This is a genomic window from Kitasatospora sp. NPDC127116, assembly GCF_042677365.1.
Lineage (GTDB): Bacteria > Actinomycetota > Actinomycetes > Streptomycetales > Streptomycetaceae > Kitasatospora > Kitasatospora lactacystinica.
The window spans coordinates 70,303-92,315 of the sequence record NZ_JBHXTL010000019.1; the positions used below are offsets into that span (position 1 = coordinate 70,303).

General features: G+C 76.0%; 8 protein-coding genes. All 8 read left to right on the forward strand.

Annotation, left to right across the window (positions count from 1 at the left end; genetic code table 11):
- Nucleotides 1–59 precede the first annotated feature (59 nt).
- On the forward strand, nucleotides 60–4,799 hold the full coding sequence (locus ACFVHV_RS11585) for an amino acid adenylation domain-containing protein (RefSeq protein ID WP_380350834.1): 4,740 nt from the start codon (nucleotides 60–62) through the stop codon (nucleotides 4,797–4,799).
- 32 nt (nucleotides 4,800–4,831) lie between these two features.
- On the forward strand, nucleotides 4,832–9,283 hold the full coding sequence (locus ACFVHV_RS11590) for an amino acid adenylation domain-containing protein (protein WP_380350836.1): 4,452 nt from the start codon (nucleotides 4,832–4,834) through the stop codon (nucleotides 9,281–9,283).
- A 9-nt stretch (nucleotides 9,284–9,292) separates the two neighbouring features.
- On the forward strand, nucleotides 9,293–11,047 hold the full coding sequence (locus ACFVHV_RS11595) for a non-ribosomal peptide synthetase (protein WP_380350838.1): 1,755 nt from the start codon (nucleotides 9,293–9,295) through the stop codon (nucleotides 11,045–11,047).
- The gene (locus ACFVHV_RS11600) at nucleotides 11,044–11,823 is read left to right on the forward strand and encodes a thioesterase domain-containing protein (protein ID WP_359898261.1); all 780 of its coding nucleotides are present in this window, start codon (nucleotides 11,044–11,046) and stop codon (nucleotides 11,821–11,823) included. The genes ACFVHV_RS11595 and ACFVHV_RS11600 overlap by 4 nt, the downstream gene beginning before the upstream one ends.
- Complete coding sequence (locus tag ACFVHV_RS11605; RefSeq protein ID WP_359898260.1) at nucleotides 11,823–13,007, forward strand: cytochrome P450; 1,185 nt, start codon at nucleotides 11,823–11,825, stop codon at nucleotides 13,005–13,007. The genes ACFVHV_RS11600 and ACFVHV_RS11605 overlap by 1 nt, the downstream gene beginning before the upstream one ends.
- A 109-nt stretch (nucleotides 13,008–13,116) precedes the next feature.
- Nucleotides 13,117–13,329, forward strand: coding sequence for an MbtH family protein (locus tag ACFVHV_RS11610; RefSeq protein ID WP_189922088.1), 213 nt, complete (start codon nucleotides 13,117–13,119; stop codon nucleotides 13,327–13,329).
- A gap of 8 nt (nucleotides 13,330–13,337) precedes the next feature.
- Complete coding sequence (locus tag ACFVHV_RS11615) at nucleotides 13,338–14,333, forward strand: TauD/TfdA family dioxygenase (protein ID WP_359898259.1); 996 nt, start codon at nucleotides 13,338–13,340, stop codon at nucleotides 14,331–14,333.
- Between the two features lie 66 nt (nucleotides 14,334–14,399).
- The coding region (locus ACFVHV_RS11620; protein WP_380350840.1) for an amino acid adenylation domain-containing protein at nucleotides 14,400–22,013 on the forward strand (7,614 nt) is incomplete at its 3' end.

The window sequence follows — 22,013 nt, forward strand, 5'->3', positions numbered from 1 at the left end:
CCGTCGAATTCCCCCTATCGTCGCTTTCGTCGCCGATTTCTCTCACGATCTGGGGTTGGATGATGTCCTCGCGCGGTTTCCCCACCGAATTCACGGCGCCCGGTTTCGCGCCGTTCGCCTCCGCCGTCGCCCGCTTCCCGGAGCGGCCGGCCGTCCGGGCCGGCGGCCGGACGGTCGGCTACCGGGAGCTGGACGGCCTGACCGCCGCCCTGGCCGCCCGGCTCGCCCCCGGCCGGACGGTCGCCGTGACCGGCCGCGACCGGCTGGACCACGTGGTCGCGCTGCTCGCGGCGCTGCGGGCCGGCGCCACCTACCTGCCGCTGGACTGGGAGGCCCCCGAGGAGCGCAACCGCTGGATCGCCGAGGACGCCGGGGCCCACCTCGCCCTGGACGGCGAGGAGCTCACCGAGATCGGCGCAGGGGCGGGCGGGAACGCCGGCGCCGGCTACGTCATCTACACCTCCGGCACCACCGGCCGCCCCAAGGGCGTGCACGTGCCGCTCGCCGCCCTGGCCGGCCACCTGGCCGGTGTCGTCGAGACCTTCGGCCTGACCGAGCGGGACGTGGTGCTGCAGTTCGCCCGTCCGACCGTGGACGTGGCCGTCGAGCAGGTGCTCGGCGCGCTGTCCGCCGGGGCCTGCCTGGTCCTGCCGGAGCAGCGGCTCCTGGCCCCGGCCGCGCTGCTGGACCTGCTGGACGCCGAGGGCGTCACCGTCGCCAACCTGGCCGCGGGCTACTTCCAGGACGTGGTGGCGGCCCTGGGCGGCCGGGTGCCGCGCACCCTGCGGCTGATGATCTCCGGCAGCGACAAGCTGGAGCCCGCCACCGCCGCCGCCTGGTGGTCGGCGACCGGGGTGCCGCTGCTGAACGCCTACGGCCCGACCGAGACCGTGGTCACCGCCACCACCCACCGGCTCGACGGCACGCCGGAGCAGCCCGCCGCCCGGGTGCCGATCGGCACCGGGGTCGGCGCGCGCCGCCTCCACGTGCTGGACGGGCGGCTGCGGCCGGTGCCGCCCGGCGAGGCGGGCGAACTGTACGTCGGGGGGCCGTTGTTGGCCTCCGGCTACCTCGGTCGTCCCGGCCTCACCGCCGGCCGCTTCGTCGCCGACCCGTTCGCGGCGGCCGACGGGGCCGGCGGGGCCCGGATGTACCGCACCGGCGACCTGGTGCGCCGCACCGCCGAGGACGGCCCGCTGGAGTTCCTCGGCCGCGGCGACCACCAGGTGAAGATCCGCGGCTTCCGGGTCGAGCCGGGCGAGATCGAGCAGGTGCTGGCCGGTCACCCCGGTGTCACCGGCTGCGTCGTGGTGGCGCACGAGGGCCGGCTGGCCGCGTACGTCACCGGCGCCGCGCCGGGGTACGCCGAGGCCCGGGCCTGGCTGGCCGAGCGGCTGCCCGAGCACATGGTCCCGGCGACGCTCACCGCGCTGGACGCCTTCCCGCTGACGGCCGGCGGCAAGGTGGACCGCGGGGCGCTGCCCGAGCCGCGGACCGTGCCGCAGGGCAAGCCGGCCGGCCGCCCGCCGCGCACCCCCGCCGAGCAGCTGATCGCGGCGGTCTGGGCGGACGTGCTCGGGGTGCCGGAGGTCGGCGCCGACGACAACTTCTTCCACCTGGGCGGCGATTCGCTGACGGCCGTGCGGGTGGTGGGCCGGGTCTTCGACGTCTTCGGCATGGTGTCGCCGTACACCATCTTCGACGCGCCGACGCTGGCCGAGTTCGCCGCCGCGGTGACCTCCGCGTCCGGCGGCGCGCGCCCGGGCCCGGTCCGCTCCGGCGCCGCCCACGCCCCGCTGTCCAAGTTCCAGCGCGGGCTGTGGTTCCTCGACCAGTGGAACCCGGACGCGCCGACCTACGTGGTGCCCTGGGTGTTCCGCTTCTCCGGGCCGGTCGACCCCGAGCTGCTGCGGCGGGCACTGGCCGGGGTGGTCGAGCGGCACGAGAGCCTGCGGACGACCTTCGAGCTCGCCGAGGACGGTCCGCGCCAGGTCGTCCACCCCTTCGTGGAGCTGCCGTTCACGCTCACCGAGACCACCGCCGAGCAGGTGGACGCCCTGGTCGCCGAGGCCGCGCTGGAGCCCTTCGACCTGGAGCGGGGGCCGCTGGTGCGGGCCCGGGTCTTCCGGGCCGACGGGGCGACCACGCTGCTGCTGCTCCTGCACCACATCGTCTGGGACGAGGGCTCGCTGGCCGTGCTGGAGGCCGAACTCCAGGAGCTGTACGCCGCCTCGGCCGAGGGCCGGCCCGCCGAGCTGCCGGAGCTCGCCGTCCAGTACGGCGACTACGCCGCCTGGCAGTACCAGGACGACACCGCCGAGCGGCAACTTGACTACTGGCGCGAGCAGTTGCGCGACGCGCCGACCGCCGACGCGCTGGTGCCGGACCGGCCCCGGCCCGAGGAGCAGGCCTTCCGCGGCGCCTTCCACCGCTTCGCGATGCCCGGCCCGGTGGCCGAGGCCGTCCGGGCGCTCGCCCGCAGCGAGGACGCCACCCCGTTCATGGTGCTGCTGGCCGGGCTGGCCCTCACCCTGCACCGCCGGTCCGGGCAGCGCGACCTGGTGCTCGGCTCGCCGGTGAACGTCCGCGGCCGGGCCGAACTCGACGGCCTGATCGGCTACTTCGTCAACCTGCTGCCGCTGCGGCTGAAGCTGGAGGAGGGCGCCTCCTTCCGCGACCTGGTCCGGCACGTGCGCGAGGTGTCGATCGGCGGCTACCGCCACCAGGAGGTGCCCTTCGACGACATCGCGGGCGCCGTGCTCGACGAGCGCCCCGAGGACCGCAACCCGCTCTGCCAGGTGCTGCTGGAGCTGCACCCGCTGGACCCCCGGCCGTTCACGGTCGGCGGGCACGAGGTCACCCGGGCCCTGCACTCCAACCCGGTCTCCCGCTTCGACCTGTCCGTCTCGGTGGACGACCTGGGCGCCGGCTTCACCGGCCGCTTCGAGTACGACAGCGACCTCTTCGCCCCGGACACCATGGCCGGCCTGTGCGAGGAGTGGCTGGGCACCCTGGCCGCCGCCGTCGAGGTGCCGGTGCACGCCCTGTTCGAGGCGCGGGCCGCCCGCGACCCGCGGGCCGTCGCCCTGATCTCCGGCGAACGGACCGTCGGCTACGGCGAGTTGAACACCGCCGCGAACCGGCTCGCCCGGCACCTGACGGGCCTCGGCATCGGACGCGGCGACACCGTCGCGGTGCTGGCCGAGCGCGGGCCCGAGCTGGTCGTCGCCCTGCTGGCGGCCCTCAAGGCCGGCGCCGCCTACACCCTGCTCGACCCGGACTTCCCGGCCGAGCGGCTGGCCGGGGCGGTCGCCGACACCGGCGCCGCCACGGTGGTCACCCACCGGCGCGCCACCGTGCCCTTCCCGGTCGGGCGGCAGGTGGACCTGGACGCCTCGGCCGCCGAACTCGCCCGGTACGCGGGGCACGACCTCGGCCTGCCGGTCGGGGGCGCCGACCTCGCCTGCGTGATGTTCACCTCCGGCTCCACCGGCCGCCCCAAGGGCGTCGCCGTCCCGCACCGCGCGCTCACCACCACCTACCTCGGCCAGGACTACGCCCGCTTCGGCCCCGAGGAGGTCTGGCTGCAGTGCTCGCCGGTCTCCTGGGACGCCTTCGCCCTGGAGCTGTACGGCGCGCTCTGCTTCGGCGGTGCCTGCGTCCTCCAGCCCGGCCGGCGCCCGGACCCGCAGACCATCGCCGAGCTGACCCGCCGCCACGGCGTCACCCAGCTCCAGCTCTCCGCCAGCCTGTTCAACTTCCTGCTGGAGGAGTTCCCGGAGACCTACGACGGCCTCAAGCTGGCCTTCACCGCCGGCGAGCGGGCCTCCGTCACCCATGTGGCCAAGGCCCTGGAGGCCTACCCGGGCCTGGCGGTGGCCAACGGCTACGGCCCGGTGGAGAGCCTCGGCCTGACCACCTGCCACCGGGTCGGCCCCGCCGACACCGCCGGTGCCTCCGTCCCGATCGGCGTCCCGCTGAACGGCAAGGGCGTCCTCGTCCTGGACGAGCGGCTGCGCCCCGTCGAGCCCGGAACGACCGGCGAGCTGTACGCCACCGGCGGCGGTCTCGCCCACGGCTACCTCGGCCGGCCCGGCCTCACCGCCGAACGCTTCGTCGCCTCCCCGTACGGCGCCCCCGGCGAGCGCCTCTACCGCACCGGGGACCTCGGCCACCTCAACGCCGAGGGCCTGCTGGAGGTCACCGGCCGGATCGACGACCAGGTGAAGATCCGCGGCTTCCGGGTCGAGCCCGGCGAGATCGAGGACGCGCTCACCCGCCACCCGGCCGTCCGGGAGGCCGCCGTCGCCGTCCACGAGCCCGCCCCGGGCGACCGCAGGCTCGCCGCCTACGTGACCGTCGCCGCCGGCGCCCCCGCCCCGGACGCGCTGCTCGACCACCTGGCCGCCCTGCTGCCCGAGCACATGGTGCCCGCGACCCTCGACGTCCTGGACGCCCTGCCGCTCAACCACAACGGCAAGGTGGACCGCAAGGCGCTGCCCGCCCCGGCCGGCCGCCGGGCCGCCGACGCCACGGGGGCCGTCGACGGCTCCGGGACGACCGGGGCCGCCGACCCGCTGACCGAGGCCGAACGCCTGGTCGCCGAGGCGATGCGCGAGGTCCTCGACCTCGCCGAGGTCGGCCGCGAGGACAACTTCTTCCGGATCGGCGGCAACTCGCTGGCCGCCGTCCGGGTCGCGATGCGGCTGTCCCGGGAGACCGGCAGCCGCGTCCCCCCGCAACTGGTGTTCCGGGCCCGGACCGTGAGCGCCATCGCCGAACGGCTGGCCGCCCGATGACGGGCCGCACCGCACACGAAGGGAACGAGGCCGTGAGCCCGTCCGACCGCCCGGCGCGCACCGCGCCCGTCTCGGGGCTGCAGCGCGGCCTCTGGTTCCTCGACCGCCTCGACCCGCGGGCCGTCACCTACTGCACCCCCTGGACCCTCGACGTCACCGGCCCGCTCGACCTCGCCCTGCTCCAGCGCGCGCTGGACGCCGTCACGGCCCGGCACGAGACGCTGCGCACCACCTTCGCGCTGCACCCCGACGGCCCCCGCCAGCAGGTGCACCACCGCCTCGCCGTGCCGCTCGCGGTGACCGACCTGCGCCCGCTGAGCGGCCCCGGGCAGGAGGAGCGCCTGGAGGACCTGCTCACCGCCCGCTGCGCCGAGCCCTTCGACCTGGCCGCCGGCCCGCTGCTGCGCGCCGAGGCCTTCCGGCTCGCCGACGAGCGCACCACGGTGCTGTTCACCGTCCACCACATCGTCTGGGACGGCTGGTCCGCCGAAGTCTTCGAACGCGAGCTCGCCGAGCTGTACGGCGCGGCGGTGCGGGGCGGGCAGGCCCGGCTGCCGGAGCTGACCGTGCAGTACGCCGACTGCGCCGAGGAGGAGCTCGGCACCTCCTACGAGGAGCACCTGACCTACTGGAAGCAGCAGCTGGACGGCGCCCCCGCCCTGCTGGAGCTGCCCACCGACCGGCCCCGGCCCGCCGAGCGCGGAGCGGCCGGCCGGACCGAGGAGTTCGGCCTCGCGCCCGGGACGGCGGCGCGGGTCCGCGCGCTGGCCGAGGCGGAGGGCGTCACCCCGTTCACCGTCCAGCTGGCCGCCTTCGCCCTGCTGCTGAACCGCTGGACCGGCGCCGACGACCTGGTGGTCGGCACCCCCGTCACCACCCGGGACCGCCCCGAACTGGAGCACCTGCTCGGCTACTTCGTGAACCTGCTGCCGCTGCGCCTGCGGCTCGCGCCGGCGCTGGGCTTCCGGGACCTGCTGGAGCACGTCCAGGACGTCGCCTTCGAGGCGTACGGCTACCTCGACCTGCCCTTCGACCAGATCGTCGACCGGCTCGGCGCCGCCCGCAGCGCCCAGCACCCGCCGCTGGTCCAGGTGGTGTTCGGCGCCCACGGCGAGGACCGCAGCCCGCTGGCGCTCGGCCCGGCGGCCACCGCCCGCAGCCGGGTGCGCTCCAACGGCACCAGCAAGTTCGACCTCACCTGGTCCGTGTTCGACGGCGGGGACGCCGGGGGCGAGCTGCGCGGCGAGGCCGAGTACCGCAGCGAGCTGTTCGACCCGCAGACCGTCCGCCGGCTGGCCGCCGAGTACGACGCCCTGCTCACCGCGGCCCTGGACGACCCCGACGCCACCGTGCTGCGGCTGACCACCCGCCCCGTGGACGCGGGCACGGCCACCGACACCCCCGGCCACTGCCTGCACCACCTGTTCGAGCGGGCCGCCGACGCCCACCCCGACCGGCCCGCCGTCAGCGACCCCGACCGCACCCTGAGCTACGCCGAACTGGACCGCCGGGCCAACCGCCTCGCGCACGCCCTGCGCGCCCGCGGCGCCGGCCCCGGCGACCGGATCGGCATGCTGCTGGAGCGCACCGCCGACGTCCTGGTCACCGTCCTCGGCGTGCTCAAGACCGGCGCCGCCTACGTGCCCGTCGACCTGGCCGCCCCCGCCGACCGGGCCGCCCTGGTCTTCGGCGACACCGGCGTCGCCCTGGTGGTCACCGACCGCCCGGACCTGGTGCCCGACGGCCCCTGGCAGGCCTACGACCTGAGCGCCGGGGCCGCCGACCTGGCCGCCCGGCCGGACACCCGCCCGCCGGCCGCCGGCCGCCCCGGCGACGTCGCCTACGTCATCTTCACCTCCGGCTCCACCGGCCGCCCCAAGGGCGTCGCCGTCGCCCACGAGCACGTCAGCCGGCTGATGGCGGACGGCGAGCGGCACTTCGGCTTCGGCCCGCAGGAGACCTGGACGCTCTTCCACAGCTACGCCTTCGACTGGACGGTGTGGGAGATGTGGGGCGCCCTGCTGCACGGCGCCCGCCTGGTCGTCGTCCCGTACGTGACCAGCCGCTCGCCCGAGGAGTTCGCCCAGCTGCTGGAGGAGGAGGGCGTCACCCGCCTCTGCCTCACCCCCTCGGCGCTGCGCCAGCTGGAGCCGGTGCTGCGCCGCAGCCCGCGCGCCCTGCCCGCGCTGAAGTGGATCATGCTCGGCGGGGAGGCGCTGGACCCGGCCGTCGTCCAGCGCTGGTTCGAACTCGACCCGCCGCCCCCGGCCCGGCTCTGCAACCTGTACGGCATCACCGAGACCACCGTCCACGTCACCACCCACGACCTGGCCGGCAGCGCGGGCTTCGAACGCAGCCTGATCGGCACGCCCATGCCGCACCTGAGCGCCCAGGTCCTGGACGACTGGCTGCGGCCGGTGCCGCCCGGCGCGGCCGGCGAGCTGTACATCGGCGGCGGCAGCCTCGCCCACGGCTACTGGGGCCGCCCCGGCCTCACCGCCGGGCGCTTCGTCGCCGACCCGTACGGCCCGCCCGGGGCCCGGCTCTACCGCACCGGCGACGTCGCCCGGCGGCTGCCCGGCGGCGGACTGGAGTACATCGGGCGCGCCGACTTCCAGGTCAAGCTGCGCGGCTTCCGGATCGAGCTCGGCGAGATCGAGAACGCCCTCGCCGCCCACCCGGACGTCGACGCCTGCGTCGTCACCGTGCACGAGGACCGCCTCGCCGCGTACGTCACCGGACGCGAGCCCGCCGACGTCCGCGCCTTCCTCGGCCGCTCGCTGCCCCCGTACATGGTCCCGGCGACCTTCACCGTGCTGGAGTCGCTGCCGCTCACCGTCAACGGCAAGGTGGACCGCGCCGCCCTGCCCGCCCCCGGACAGCGCAGCGCCGCCGCGGCGGGCCGCCACGTCGAGCCGCGCACCCCGGAGGAGGAGGCCTTCGCCGCCGTCTGGACGGAGGTCCTCGGGGTGGACGGCATCGGCGTCCACGACGACTTCTTCCACCTCGGCGGCGACTCCATCCGGGCCGTCCAGCTGGCCGGCGCGCTGCACGAGCGCGGCTGGGGGCTGAGCCTGCGCGACGTCTTCAACGCCCCCACCGTCGCCGCCCTGCTGCCGCTGGCGAAGCCCGTCACCGAGGACCCGGACGCCCACGAGCCGTTCGCCCTGATCACCCCGGAGGACCGCGCCGACCTGCCGCCCGGCGTCGTCGACGCCTACCCGATGGTGTCCATGCAGCTCTCCATGGTCTTCCACATGGAGATCGCCGGCGGCACCGACAGCTACCACAACGTCAACTCCTACCGGATCTCCGGCGACCTCGACGAACAGGCCTTCCGCCGCTCCGTCGCCGAGGCCCTGGACCGCCACGCCGTGCTGCGCACCGGCCTGGACCTGTCCGGCTACGGCGAACCGCTGCAGCTCGTCCACGGCCGGCTGCCCGCCCCCGTTGAGTTCGCCGACCTGCGCGGCGCGGCCGAAGCGGACCAGGACACCGCGATCCGCGAGGTGTTCGACACCCACCGGTGGACGCCCTTCGACCTCACCGCCCCGCCGCTGTTCCGGATCACCGTGCAGCGCCTGGCCGAGGACGCCTTCCAGCTCACCGTCTCCGAGCACCACGCGATCCTCGACGGCTGGAGCTTCACCTCGCTGCTCACCGAGATCCTGGAGCGCCACGGCGCCCTCGCCGCCGATCCGCTCGGCGCGCCCACCCCGCCGCCGCGCACCGCCTTCCGCGACTTCGTGGCCGTCGAACGGCAGGCCGCCGGGGACGAGCGCTCGCTCGGCTACTGGCGCGAGCGGCTGTCCGGCGTCAGCGGCCAGCTGTTCCCCGGCAGCGAGTCCGTGCACGAGGCGCCGCGCACCGTCGAACGGGTGCTGCCCGAGGCGCCCGACCAGCTGCGGACCGTCGCCGACGCGCTCGGCGTGCCGGTCAAGTCGGTCGCGCTCGCCGCCCACCTGCACGCCCTCGCCGCCGTCACCGGGAAGCCGCGCGTCACCACCGGCCTGGCCGTCAACGGCCGGCTGGAACGGCTCGGCGGCACCGAGGTGTACGGGCTGTTCCTCAACACCGTCCCGCTGAGCTGCGAGCCCACCGGCGACCTGCTCGCCCTGGTCCGCGAGGTCCACCGGGAGGAGCTGGACATGATGCCGCACCGCCGGGTGCCCTTCGCCCGGCTCGCCCGGCTGATGACCGACACCGCGCTGGACAGCCAGTTCGGCTACCTGCGCTTCCACGCCCTCGGCCGGCTCAGCTCGGCCCGCATCGTGGACGGCCGGATCGGCACCGAGCCGACCCTGCGCCACGAACCCAACAGCTTCGCCTTCGGCGCCTCGGTGATCCAGGACCCGGTCACCCAGCGGGTGCTGCTCGCGGTGGACCACCAGCGCTCGCTGGTCACCGACAGCACCGCCGAGCAGTTCATCGACACCTACGCCACCGCCCTGCACACCATGGCCGCCGCCGCCCGAGACCTCTGAGGACCCGTCATGACCGATCTGCTGGACCGCCTGCGCGCCACCGTCGCCGCCCACCCCGGGCGCACCGCCGTGCTGGCCGGCGCCGACCGCCTGGACTTCGCCGAACTCGACCGCCGCACCGCCGCCCTGGCCCGCGCCCTGCGCGCCCTCGGCGTCGGCCGCGGCGACCGGGTCGGCGTCCACCTCGGCCGCACCGCCGACCTGCCGGTCGCCCTGCTCGCCGTCTGGCGGGCCGGCGCCGCCTACGTCCCGCTCGACCCGGCCTACCCCGCCGAGCGGCTCGCCTTCATGGCCACCGACGCCGGGCTCGCCGCCCTGATCAGCGCCGACGGCCTCCCGGCCGCCGAGGGCGTGCCGGTGCTGCGCCCGGACGCCGCCGCCGACGGGCCCGACCTGCCGGCCGGGGCGCACCCGCTCGACCCGGCCTACGTCATCCACACCTCCGGCTCCACCGGCCGCCCCAAGGGCGTCGAGGTGCCGCGCGGCGCCGTCGCCGCCCTGGTCGAGGCCCTGGAGGCCACCGGCGCCTACCGCGCCGAGCCCGGCGTGGTCGGCTGGAACGCCAGCGTCTCCTTCGACGCCTCCGTCCAGCAGTGGGCCCGGATCTGCCGCGGCGACACCGTCCTGGTCATCGGCGAGGAGCACCGCGCCGACCCGGCCCGGGTCGCCGCCCTGCTGGCCGAGCACGCCGTCACCGACCTCGACCTGACCCCCTCGCACTGGGAACTGCTGCGCGAGCCGCTCGCCGGCGCCCGGGTGCCGCGGCTGTTCATGGGCGGCGAGCCCGTCCCCGAGGGCACCTGGCGGGAGCTGGCCGACGGCGGCATCGACGCGCTCAACCTGTACGGGCCCACCGAGTGCACCGTCGACGCCGTCACCGCGCCGATCAGCGGCCCCGGGCCGCACCTGGGCGAACCGCTGCCCGGGGTGCGCCTGCACCTGCTGGACGAGAAGCTCGCCGCCGTCCCCGACGGCGTCGTCGGCGAGCTGTACCTGGCCGGGCCCGGACTCGCCCACGGCTACGTCGGCCGGTCCGCACTGACCGCCGAGCGCTTCGTCGCCGACCCGTCCGGCGGGCCGGGAGCCCGGATGTACCGCACCGGCGACCAGGCCCGGCGCGGCGAGGGCGGCCGGCTGGAGTACGTCGGCCGGGTGGACCGCCAGGTCAAGCTGCGCGGCTACCGGATCGAGCTCGGCGAGGTCGAGCACGCCCTGGCCCGGCTGACGGGCGTCCAGGCCGCCGCCGTCACCGTCCACGAGCCCGCCCCCGGCGACCGGCGCCTGGCCGGCTACGTCACCGGCGCCGTCACCGCCGCCGAGCTGACCGAGCGGCTGCGGGCCACCGTGCCCGCCCACCTGGTGCCCTCGGTGATCACCGTGCTGGACGCCCTGCCGCTCACCCCCAACGGCAAGGTCGACCTGGCGGCGCTGCCCGTCCCCGTCGCCCCCGCCGCCCCCGCGCAGGAGGCGGCGGCCGGCACCGGCGGACTGGCGGAGCAGGTCGCCGAGGTCTGGAGCACCGTGCTCGGCGTCACCGGCGTCCGGCCCACCGACGACTTCTTCTCGCTCGGCGGCCACTCGATCGCCGCGCTGCGGGTCGTCCACCTGCTGCGCCGCCGGCTCGGCATCGAACTCCAGCTGCGCCACCTGCTCGACTCGGCCGACCTGGCCGCCTTCACCGCCACCGTCGGGCAGGCCGCCGCGGCCGGCGCCGCCGCCCCCCGGCCCGCCCTGACCGCCCGCGCCCGGGCGGCCGGCGCATGACCACCGCGCTGCGGGTGCGGCCCCGCGTCGAGGGGGACTGGCTGTTCGTCCCAGTGCCCCAACCCCACCGCCCCTACCGGCTGTTCTGCTTCCCGCACGCCGGGGGCGACGCCACCGCCTACACCCCGCTGGCCCGCGCCCTCGCCCCGGCCGCCGAGGTCTGGGCACTGCGACCGCCGGCCCGCGGCGGCCGGCTCGGCCACCCGATGCCCGCGAGCTTCGACCTGCTGGTCGACGCCGTCCTGGAGGCCCTCACCCCGCACCTGACCGGCCGGTTCGGCTTCTACGGGCAGAGCTTCGGCGCCCTGCTCGGCTACGAGGTCGCCCGGGCGCTGCCCGCCGAGCGGCGCCCCGAGCTGGTCGTCGCCGCCGCCGCCTCGCCGCCCGCCGCCTGGGCCGGGGCGGACCGCCCCCGGTACACCGCCGACGAACTGCTGCGGCTGGCCGGGATGGGCGAACTCGTCGAGGGCGACGCCGACCTGAAGGAGAACGCGCTGCGCGGCATCCGCACCGACCTGGCCGTGGTCGACACCTACCGGCCCCGGCCCCACCCGCCGATCGGCTCCGCCCTGCACACCGTCGTCGGCGTCGAGGACCCCCTCCTCGCCGTGGGCGGCCTCGAAGGCTGGGCCGCCCACACCCGCGGCGGCTCCGGCCACCACGTCGTCCCCGGCGGCCACCTGCTCGCCACCGTCGACCGGCCCGGCCCGGTCGACCTGCTCTCCTCCCTCATCGCGCGGCCCGGCGCCGCCCACCAGTCCACGACGGAGCACTGATGCCAACCACCACCGCGGTCGACCTCACCGACCCCGACCTGTGGGCCCGCCCCGACACCCCCGCGCTGGTCGCGGAGCTGCGCCGGGAGTCCGCCGTCCACCGCACCGACACCGTCGACGACGGGCAGGTCTGGTCGGTGCTCTCCTACCGGCACTCCGCCGAGGTGCTGCGCAACGCCGCCCTCTACAGCTCCGAACAGGGCTCGCTGCTCGGCGCCGGCGAGGGCAACGTCCCGGTCGGCTCCGGCCGGATGATGGCCCTCACCGACCCGCCCCGGCACCGCGAACTGCGCGCCCCCGCCAACCCGTTCTTCGCCCCCGGCCCGGTGCGCGGCGCCGCCCGCGGCATCACCGACCTCGCCGCCTCGATCGTCGAGAAGGCCGTCGAACTGGGCGAGGTCGACCTCGTCGACGCCGTCTCCGCCCTCCCGCTGTCCGTCATGTGCGACCTCCTGGACGTCCCCGAGCAGGACCGCGAGATGGTCGAACGGGTCTGCGACGTCGCGTTCCTCGGCAACACCCCCGAGGAGCGCCGGGCCGGCCACCAGCAGCTCATCCCGTACCTGCTGCACCAGGTGATGCTGCGCCGGACGAACCCGAAGGACGACCTGATCAGCAAGATGGCGACCTACCGGGTCGGCGGCAAGCTGCTGCCGGTCGAGGACGTCGTGCTCAACCTGGACAACATCGTGGTCGGCGGCGTCCAGACGGTCCGTCACACCGCCGCCATGGGCCTGCACACCCTCACCCGGAACCCGGAACTGTGGCGGAAGCTGCAGCGCGGCGAGGTCGGCATGGACTCGGCCCTGGACGAACTCCTGCGCTGGACCTCGGTCGGGCTGCACACCCTGCGCACCGCGAGCCGGGACACCGAACTCGACGGCCACACCATCCGGCGCGGCGACCGGGTCGCCGTCTGGGTGTGGTCCGCCAACCGGGACCCGGAGGCCTTCGACCGGCCCGAGGAGATCCTGCTCGACCGCAGCCCCAACAAGCACCTCGCCCTCGGCCTCGGCGCCCACTACTGCATCGGCGCACCGCTGGCCAAGGCCGAACTCGGCGCCCTGTTCACGGCGATGCTGGAACGCGTCGCCGTCATCGAGCCGACCGGGCCGGTCACCCACAACCGCTCGATCATCAACTTCGGCCTGGACCGCTTCCCGGTCCGCCTCCTCCCGCGCTGACGTCCGACGGCGGCAGCCACCCGCACCGAACTGCCGCGTACCTGCCTCGCCTCCTGCCGTTGCGGGCCCCGGGCCGCCCGTACCTTCGAATCAACCCAAGGAGGACACCATGAGCAACCCGTTCGAGGACGACAACGCCGGCTACCTGGTCCTGGCCAACGACGAGAACCAGCACTCCCTCTGGCCGGTCTGGATCGACGTGCCCGCCGGCTGGACCACCGTCCACGGCGAGGACACCCGCCAGGGCTGCCTCGACTACATCGAGGCCAACTGGACCGACATCAGGCCGGCCAGCCTGGTCGCCTCCCTCGCCCACCAGTGAGCGCCGCCATGCCGACCTGGGAACTGAACCCCGGCCGCCCGGCCCTCGCCCACGCCCCGCGCACCGCCGACCTCGGCGAGGCCTGCGACTGGCTGCGGGAGAACGAGACCGAGCTCACCGACGCCCTGCACCGCCACGGCACTATCTTCCTGCGCGGCCTGCCGGTCGCGAGCACCGAGGACGTCGCGGCCGTGCGCGACGTGCTCATCCCCGAGCGCACCCCCTACCGCGAGAAGGCCACCCCGCGCAGCGACTACGGCAACGGGGTCTTCTCCTCGACCGACCTGCCGCCGGCCCAGCCGATCCGGATGCACAACGAGAACAGCTACACCCTCACGTTCCCCGGCCGGCTGCTCTTCGCCTGCCTGATCGCCCCCGAGGAGGGCGGGGCCACCCCGACCGCCGACTGCCGCAAGGTGCTCGACCACCTGCCGGCACACCTGGTCGAGCGGGGGCGGACCTCCGGCTGGACGCTCACCCGCGCCTACTCGGACTACGTCTCCCTCGGCTGGCGCACCGCCTTCGCCACCGAGGACCCCGCCGAGGTCGAGGCCTACTGCCGGGAGAACGGCATCACCTGCGAGTGGCGCCCGGACGGCAACCTGCGCACCAGCCAGCTGCGCCCCGCCACCATCCACCACCCGCGCACGGGTGAGGAGGTCTGGTTCAACCACCTCGCGTTCTGGAACGAGTGGTCGCTCGACCCGGACATCCACGAGGCGATGACCGAGGAGTTCGGCCCGGACGGCCTGCCGTTCAACACCGGATTCGGTGACGCCGAACCGCTCGGGAGCGCCGACGTCGACGCCCTCAACGAGGCGTACCACGCCGCGACCGTTCGCGAGCGGTGGCAGGTCGGCGACGTGATGCTGGTCGACAACGTGCTCTGCGCACACGGCCGGGACCCGTACCGAGGCGACCGCAGGATCGCCGTCTCGATGGGACAGCCGGTCGACGTCCTGGACTGCCGGCCCAGCGTCCGCCCGGACCTGGCCGCCGTCTGACCGCCGACCGACCGTCCCCATCCCGAACACCCCGTGCCGTGCCGTGACGTGAGTAGAGGAAGCACCGTGATCCCGGTTTCGTACGCCCAACAGCGTCTCTGGCTGATCGACCAGATCGAGGGGCCGACCGCGCTGTACAACCTGCCGTTCGCCCTGCGCCTGCGCGGCGAGCTCGACACCGCCGCGCTGCGCGCCGCGACGGCGGACGTGGTCGCCCGGCACGAGGCCCTCCGCACGGTGTTCCCGGTGGTCGGGGGAGTCCCGGTGCAGCGGATCCTGCCCGCCGAGGAGGCGCGGCCGCGCTTCCTGGTGCTGGACCGCGCACCGGCCGACTACCCCGCCCACCGGGACGCGGCCGCCGCCGAGACCTTCGACCTGAGCCGCGAACTGCCCATCCGGGTCACGGTGTTCACCCTCTCCCCGACCGAGCACGTGCTGCTCGTCGTGCTCCACCACATCGCCGGCGACGGCTGGTCGCTCGGCCCCCTGCTGCGCGACCTCGCCGAGGCCTACCGGGCCCGCCTCGCCGGCGGCGCCCCGTCGTGGGATCCGCTGCCGATCCAGTACGCCGACTACGCGCTCTGGCAGCGCGACCTGCTCGGCGACGAGCGCGACCCCGAGAGCCTGCTCGCCCGTCAACTCGACTACTGGCGGACCGCGTTGGCGGGCCTGCCGGAGGAACTGGAGCTGCCGACCGACCGCCCCCGACCGCCCGCCCCCACCGGCGCCGCCGACTCCGTCGACCTCGCCTGGGACGCCGGTCTGCACACCGCCCTGCTCACCCTCGCCCGCACCCACCGCACCACCCTGTTCACCGTCCTCCAGGCCGGCCTGGCCGCCCTGTTCACCCGGCTCGGCGCCGGCACCGACATCCCGCTCGGCACCGGCGTCGCCGGGCGCGCCGACGAGGCCCTGGACGACCTGGTCGGCTTCTTCGTCAACTCCCTGGTGCTGAGGGCCGACACGTCCGGCGACCCGAGCTTCGCCGAGCTGCTCGGCCGGGTCCGGGAGGCCCAGCTCGACGCCTTCGCCCACCAGGACCTCCCCTTCGAGCGCCTCGTCGAGGAGCTCAACCCGCCCCGCGCGCTCGGCCGCCACCCGCTGTTCCAGACCCTGCTGGTGCTGCAGAACCACGGGCAGGACGCCGCACCCGACCTGCCCGGGCTGGAGAGCGCACCGGAACCGATCGGCCTGCGCGTCGCCAAGTTCGACCTCAACATCGGCATCGCCGAACAGCACGGCCCGGACGGCGCCCCCGCCGGGCTCACCGGCTCGATCGAGTACGCCGCCGACCTCTACGACCGCGCCACCGTCACCGCCCTCGCCGACCGGCTCGGCCGGCTGCTGGCCGGCGCCGCCGCCGACCCGCACGCGCCCATCGCCACCCTGGACGTGCTCGCCCCCGAGGAGCGCACCCGCATCCTCGTCGAATGGAACGCCACCGAGGCCCCCCGGTGGAGCGGCACCCTCGTCGAGTCCTTCGAGCGCCGGGCCGACCGCACCCCGCACGCCACCGCCCTCGTCCACGACGGCGGCACCCTGACCTACGCCGAACTCGACACCCGCGCCAACCGCCTCGCCCACCACCTCACCGCCCTCGGCGTCGGCCCCGAGACCCCCGTCGCGATGCTGATGGAGCGCTCCGCCGACGTCGTCGTCGCCACCCTGGCCGTCCTCAAGGCCGGCGGCTGCTACGTCCCCATGCACCCCGGCCTGCCGCCCGAGCGGATGACCGGCGTGCTCGCCGACACCGGCGCCCCCGTGCTGCTCACCGACCGCGCCGACCCGGGCTTCCCGCACGGCGCCGCCGTGGTCCGCCCCGGCGACGAGGCCGGCGCCCCGGCCCACCGCCCCGGCGTGCCCGTCCACCCGGACCAGCTCGCCTACGCGATGTACACCTCCGGCTCCACCGGCCGCCCCAAGGGCGTCGCCGTGCGCCACCGCGACGTGCTCGACCTCGCCGCCGACCGGCGCTGGCAGGACGGCCGCCACCAGCGCGTCCTGCTGCACTCCCCGCACGCCTTCGACGCCGCCACCTACGAGATCTGGACGCCGCTGCTGGCCGGCGGCACCGTCGTGGTCGCCCCGCCCGGCGCCCTCGACGCCACCGCCCTGCACGCCGTCACCACCCGCCACGACGTCACCGCCGTCTTCCTCACCAAGGCCCTGTTCGACCTCGTCGCCGAGCAGGCCCCGGAGACCTTCGCCGCCCTGCGCGTCGTCTGCACCGGCGGCGAGGCCGCCTCCGGGGTGCTGCTGCGCCGGGTCCTGGAGGCCTGCCCCGGGCTGCTGCTCGCCCACGTCTACGGCCCCACCGAGACCACCACCTTCGCCACCCACCACCCGCTCGCCCCCGCCGACCTCGACGGCCCCCGGGTGCCGATCGGCGGCCCGCTCGACAACATGCGCAGCTACGTCCTCGACGCCCGGCTGCGCCCCGTCCCGCCCGGCGTCCCCGGCGAGCTGTACCTCGCCGGCGCCGGCCTGGCCCGCGGCTACCTGGGCCGTCCCGGCCTGACCGCCGAACGCTTCGTCGCCTGCCCGTACCTGCCCGGCGGCCGTATGTACCGCACCGGGGACCTGGTGCGGCTGCGCGCCGACGGCGCCGTGGAGTTCCTCGGCCGGATCGACGGGCAGGTCAAGCTGCGCGGCTTCCGGATCGAACTCGGCGAGATCGAGGCGGCGCTGTCCCGCCACCCCGCCGTCCGCCAGGTCATCGTGATCGCCCGCGAGGACCGCCCCGGCGACACCCGGCTGGTCGCCTACTGCACCGCCGAGGACTCGCTCGCCCCGGCCGAGCTGCGCGCCTTCGCCGGCACCGCGCTGCCCGGCTACATGGTCCCCGCCGTGGTCGTCCTGCTGGACGCGCTGCCGCTCAACGCCAACGGCAAGGTCGACCGCCGCGCCCTGCCCGCCCCCGACCTCGCCGCCGACGACACCGGGCGCGCCCCGCGCGACGAGCGCGAACGGGTGCTCTGCGAGCTCTACGGCGAACTCCTCGGCATCGACGACATCACCATCGACGACGACTTCTTCGCCCTCGGCGGCCACTCCCTGCTCGCCACCCGCCTGGTCGGCCGGGCCCGCACCGAGCTCGGCGTCGAACTCGCCATCGGCGACCTCTTCCAGGCCCCGACCGTCGCCGGGCTCGCCGACCGGCTCGCCGACCGCGCGACCGGCACCCCCGCCCCGGCCCGCCCGGCGCTGCGGCCCGTCGTCCGGCCCGAGCGGGTGCCGCTCTCCTTCGCCCAGCGCCGGCTCTGGTTCCTGGCCCGGGCCGACGGCCCCTCGGCCACCTACAACGTCACCCTCGCCCTGCGGCTGCGCGGCCCGCTCGACCCCGCCGCCCTGGAGGCCGCCCTCGGCGACGTCGTGCACCGGCACGAGGCCCTGCGCACCGTCTTCGGCGAGCACGACGGCACCCCGTACCAGCGCGTCCTCGACGCCCCCGCGACCGGCCTGCTCACCGTCACCGACCGCCCGAGCGACGAACTCGCCGGCCACACCTTCGACCTCGCCACCGACCTCCCGGTCCACGCCTACCTGCGGCCCGAGGGGGCCGAGGAGCACGTGCTGGTCCTGGTCGTCCACCACATCGCCGGGGACGGCGCCTCGCTGGGCCCGCTCTACCGCGACCTCACCGACGCCTACCGGGCCCGCCTCGCCGGCGACGCCCCGCCGTGGGAGCCGCTGCCCGTCCAGTACGCCGACTACGCGCTCTGGCAGCACGAACTGCTCGGCGACGAGGACGACCCCGAGAGCCCGCTCTCCCGCCAGCTCGCCCACTGGCGCGAGGCGCTGGCCGGCGCGCCCGAGGAACTCCCGCTGCCGCTGGACCGCCCCCGCCCGCCGGTCGCCACCCACCGCGGCGCGGTCGTCCCGCTGGAGTTCGACGCCGACCTGCACGCCCGGCTCGCCGAGCTCGCCGCCGAGCACGGCGTGACCCTCTTCATGGTCCTGCGGGCCGCGTACGCCACCCTGCTGCACCGCTTCGGCGCGGGCACCGACCTGCCCATCGGCACCCCGCTGGCCGGCCGCCTCGACGAGGCCGTGCAGGAGCTGGTCGGCTTCTTCGCCAACACCCTGGTGCTGCGCACCGACCTGTCCGGCCGCCCGAGCTTCGCCGAGCTGCTGGCGAGGGTCCGGGAGAGCGACCTGGCCGCCCACGCGCACCAGGACGTGCCCTTCGAGCGCCTGGTGGAGGAGCTGAACCCGACCCGCTCGACCGCCTGCCACCCGCTGTTCCAGGTGATGCTGGCCTTCGCGGGCGCCGCCGAGGACGGCCCGGACCTGCCCGGCGTGACGGTGACGGAGGAGCCGGTCGACTTCGGGACGGCCACCTTCGACCTCACCCTGCGCCTGGTCGAGCGGCAGGGCGCCGAGGGCGCCGCCGCGGGGCTGGCCGGCGTCCTGGAGTACGCCACCGACCTGTTCGACCGCGAGAGCGCCGAACAGCTGACCGCCGCCCTGGAGTCGGTCCTCCGCCAGGTCGCCGCCGACCCCCGGCGGTCCGTCGCCGAGCTGGACGTCCTGCCCGCCGGGCGGCGCGCCGCGGAGGCGGCCGACCACACCCCGCCGCCCGCGACGGTGCCCCTGGTGCCGGCCGTCTTCGAGGCACAGGCCGCGGCCACCCCGGACGCGGTGGCCCTGGTCTGCGGCGAGCTCTCGCTGACCTTCGCCGAGCTGAACGCCCGCGCCAACCGGCTCGCCCACGCGCTGATCGCCCGGGGCATCGGCCCCGAGCGCGTGGTGGCGCTGGCCCTGCCGCGCTCGGCCGAGACGGTGGTGGCCGTCCTCGCGGTGCTCAAGGCCGGCGGCGCCCACCTGCCGCTGGACGCCGAGTACCCGGCCGAGCGGACGGCGCACATGCTGGCCGAGGCCCGCCCGGCGCTGGTGCTCACCGACGACCGCTGGCCGCTGCCCGAGGTGCTCGACGGGCACCCCGCGCTCGACCTCGCCGAGGGCGCGGAAGGCCCGCAGACCGACCCGGCCCCGCGGGCCACGGCGGCCGACGCCGCCTACGTCATCTTCACCTCCGGCTCCACCGGCCGCCCCAAGGGCGTCGTGGTGCCGCACGGCGGCATCGCCGCCCTGCTGGCCGCCCACCGCGCGGGCGTGATGGCCGGGGTCGCCCGGCAGCGGGTCGCGCTCACCGCCTCGCTCTGCTTCGACGCCTCCTGGGACGGCCTGCTGTGGCTGGTCGCCGGCCACGAGCTGCACCTGATCGGCGGCGACGTGCGGCGCGACGCCCGGGCCCTGGTCCGCCACACGCGCCGGCAGGGCATCGGCGTCCTGGAGGTGACGCCCTCCTACGCCGAGCAGCTGATCGAGGAGGGCCTGCTGGAGGAGCCCGCGCCGGCCCTGGTGCTGCTCGGCGGCGAGGCCGTCGGCCAGGCGCTCTGGACGCGGCTGCGCGAGGCCCCGGGCACCGCCGCCCACAACCTCTACGGCCCGACCGAGTGCACCGTCGACGCCCTGACCCACCCGCTGGAGGCCACCGGGCGGCCCGTCCTCGGACGCACCGTCGCCGGCACCCGCTGCCACGTCCTCGACGAGTACCTCAACCCCGTCCCGGCGGGGGTGCCGGGGGAGCTGTACCTCGCGGGCGCCGGCCTGGCCCGCGGCTACCTGGCGCGGCCGGGCCTGACGGCGGAGCGCTTCGTGGCCTGCCCGTTCGAGCCGGGCGCGCGCATGTACCGCACCGGGGACCTGGTGCGCCGCACCCGTGACGGGGAGCTGGAGTACCTCGGCCGCACCGACCACCAGGTGAAGATCCGCGGCTTCCGGATCGAACTGGGCGAGATCGAGCGCGCCCTGACCGCCCACCCGCGGGTGCTCCAGGCGGCCGTCCTGCCCGACGGGGACGGGCTGCGCCTGGTCGCGTACGTGGTCGCCGACGGCCCGCTCGACCCGGCCGAGCTGCGCGCCACCGCCGCCCGGACGCTGCCCGGCTACATGCTGCCGGCCGCGATCGTGCCGCTGGACGCGCTGCCGCTGAACGCCAACGGCAAGCTGGACCGGTCCGCCCTCCCGGCACCGGACTTCGGGGCGCTGTCGGCCGGTCGTGCGGCGCGCACCCCGCAGGAGGAGATCCTGTGCGGGCTGTTCGCGGAGGTGCTCGGCCTGGAGGGCGTCGGTATCGACGACGACTTCTTCGACCTGGGCGGCCACTCGCTGCTGGCCACCAAGCTGCTCAGCCGGGTGCGGGCGGCGCTGGGTGCCGAGTTGGGGATCCGGGACGTCTTCGAGGCGCCGAGCGCGGCCGGGCTGGCCGCCCGCCTGGGCGCCGGCTCCGAGCGGGCGGCGCTCGGTACGGGCCGTGAGCGCCCCGACCGCGTCCCGCTGTCCTTCGCCCAGCAGCGCCTGTGGCTGATCGACCGGATGGAAGGCCCGAGCGCCCTCTACAACGCGCCGCTGGCGCTGCGCCTGACGGGGGAGCTGGACGCCGCCGCGCTGGAGCTCGCCCTCGGCGACGTGGTCGCCCGGCACGAGAGCCTGCGCACCCTGATCGAGGAGTTCGACGGCACCCCCTACCAGCGCGTCCTTCCGGCCGGGGAGGCCGTGGTCCCGCTCGACACCCGGGACTGCCCCGCCGACGAGGTGGCCGCCACGGTGGCCGGGCTGTGCCGCCACGCCTTCGACCTGCGCACCGAACTCCCCGTCCGCGCCGCCCTGCTGCGGGTCGCGGCCGAGGAGCACGTGCTGGTCCTGGCGCTGCACCACATCGCCAGCGACGGCTGGTCCCTCGGCCCGCTGGTCCGCGACCTCACCGGCGCCTACGCGGCCCGCACCGAGGGCACCGCCCCCGGCCGGGCGCCGCTGCCCGTCCAGTACGCCGACTACGCGCTCTGGCAGCGCGAGCTGCTCGGCGAGGAGAGCGACCCCGAGAGCCTGGCGGCCCGCCAGCTCGCCCACTGGCGCGAGACCCTGGCGGACCTCCCGGACGAGGCGACGCTGCCGCTGGACCGCCCCCGCCCGCCCGTCGCCTCCCACCGCGGCGACCGGGTGGCGCTCACCCTGGACGCCGAGTGCCACCGCGAACTGGTCGCCCTCTCCCGGGCCCACCGGGTCACCCTGTTCATGACGGTGCAGGCGGCCCTCGCCGCGCTGCTCACCCGCCTCGGCGCGGGCACCGACGTCCCGATCGGCTCGGTGGTGGCCGGGCGCGGCGACGAGGCGCTGGACGAGCTGGTCGGCTTCTTCGTCAACACCCTGGTGCTGCGCACCGACACGTCCGGGAACCCGAGCTTCGCCGAACTGCTCGGCCGCGCCCGGGAGACCGCCCTCGGCGCCTACGCCCACCAGGACGTGCCGTTCGAGCGCCTGGTGGAGGAGCTCAGGCCGGCCCGCTCGCTGGCCCGCCACCCGCTGTTCCAGATCATGCTGGTGCTCCAGAGCAACGAGCGGGCCGAGCCGGCCACGGCGGGCCTGCACGTCGAGCCGCTCGCGGCGGGCAACGGCTCCGCCAAGTTCGACCTCAGCCTGATCGCCGAGGAGTCCTTCGGCCCCGACGGCGAGCCCGCCGGGATCGACTGCGCCCTCGACTACGCCACCGACCTCTTCGACCGGGAGACCGTCGAGGCCGTCGCCGTGCGCCTCGGCCGGCTGCTGGCGGCGGTGGCCGCCCGGCCCGAGCTGCCGATCGGCCGGATCGAGCTGCTGTCGGCCGAGGAGCGCGCC

Excerpts from the sequence above, each read along its gene's own strand:
- ACFVHV_RS11585 (WP_380350834.1), top strand. The coding sequence starts at position 60 with ATGATGTCCTCGCGCGGTTTCCCCACCGAATTCACGGCGCCCGGTTTC.
- ACFVHV_RS11595 (WP_380350838.1), top strand. The coding sequence starts at position 9,293 with ATGACCGATCTGCTGGACCGCCTGCGCGCCACCGTCGCCGCCCACCCC.
- ACFVHV_RS11600 (WP_359898261.1), top strand. The coding sequence starts at position 11,044 with ATGACCACCGCGCTGCGGGTGCGGCCCCGCGTCGAGGGGGACTGGCTG.
- ACFVHV_RS11605 (WP_359898260.1), top strand. The coding sequence starts at position 11,823 with ATGCCAACCACCACCGCGGTCGACCTCACCGACCCCGACCTGTGGGCC.
- ACFVHV_RS11610 (WP_189922088.1), top strand. The coding sequence starts at position 13,117 with ATGAGCAACCCGTTCGAGGACGACAACGCCGGCTACCTGGTCCTGGCC.
- ACFVHV_RS11615 (WP_359898259.1), top strand. The coding sequence starts at position 13,338 with ATGCCGACCTGGGAACTGAACCCCGGCCGCCCGGCCCTCGCCCACGCC.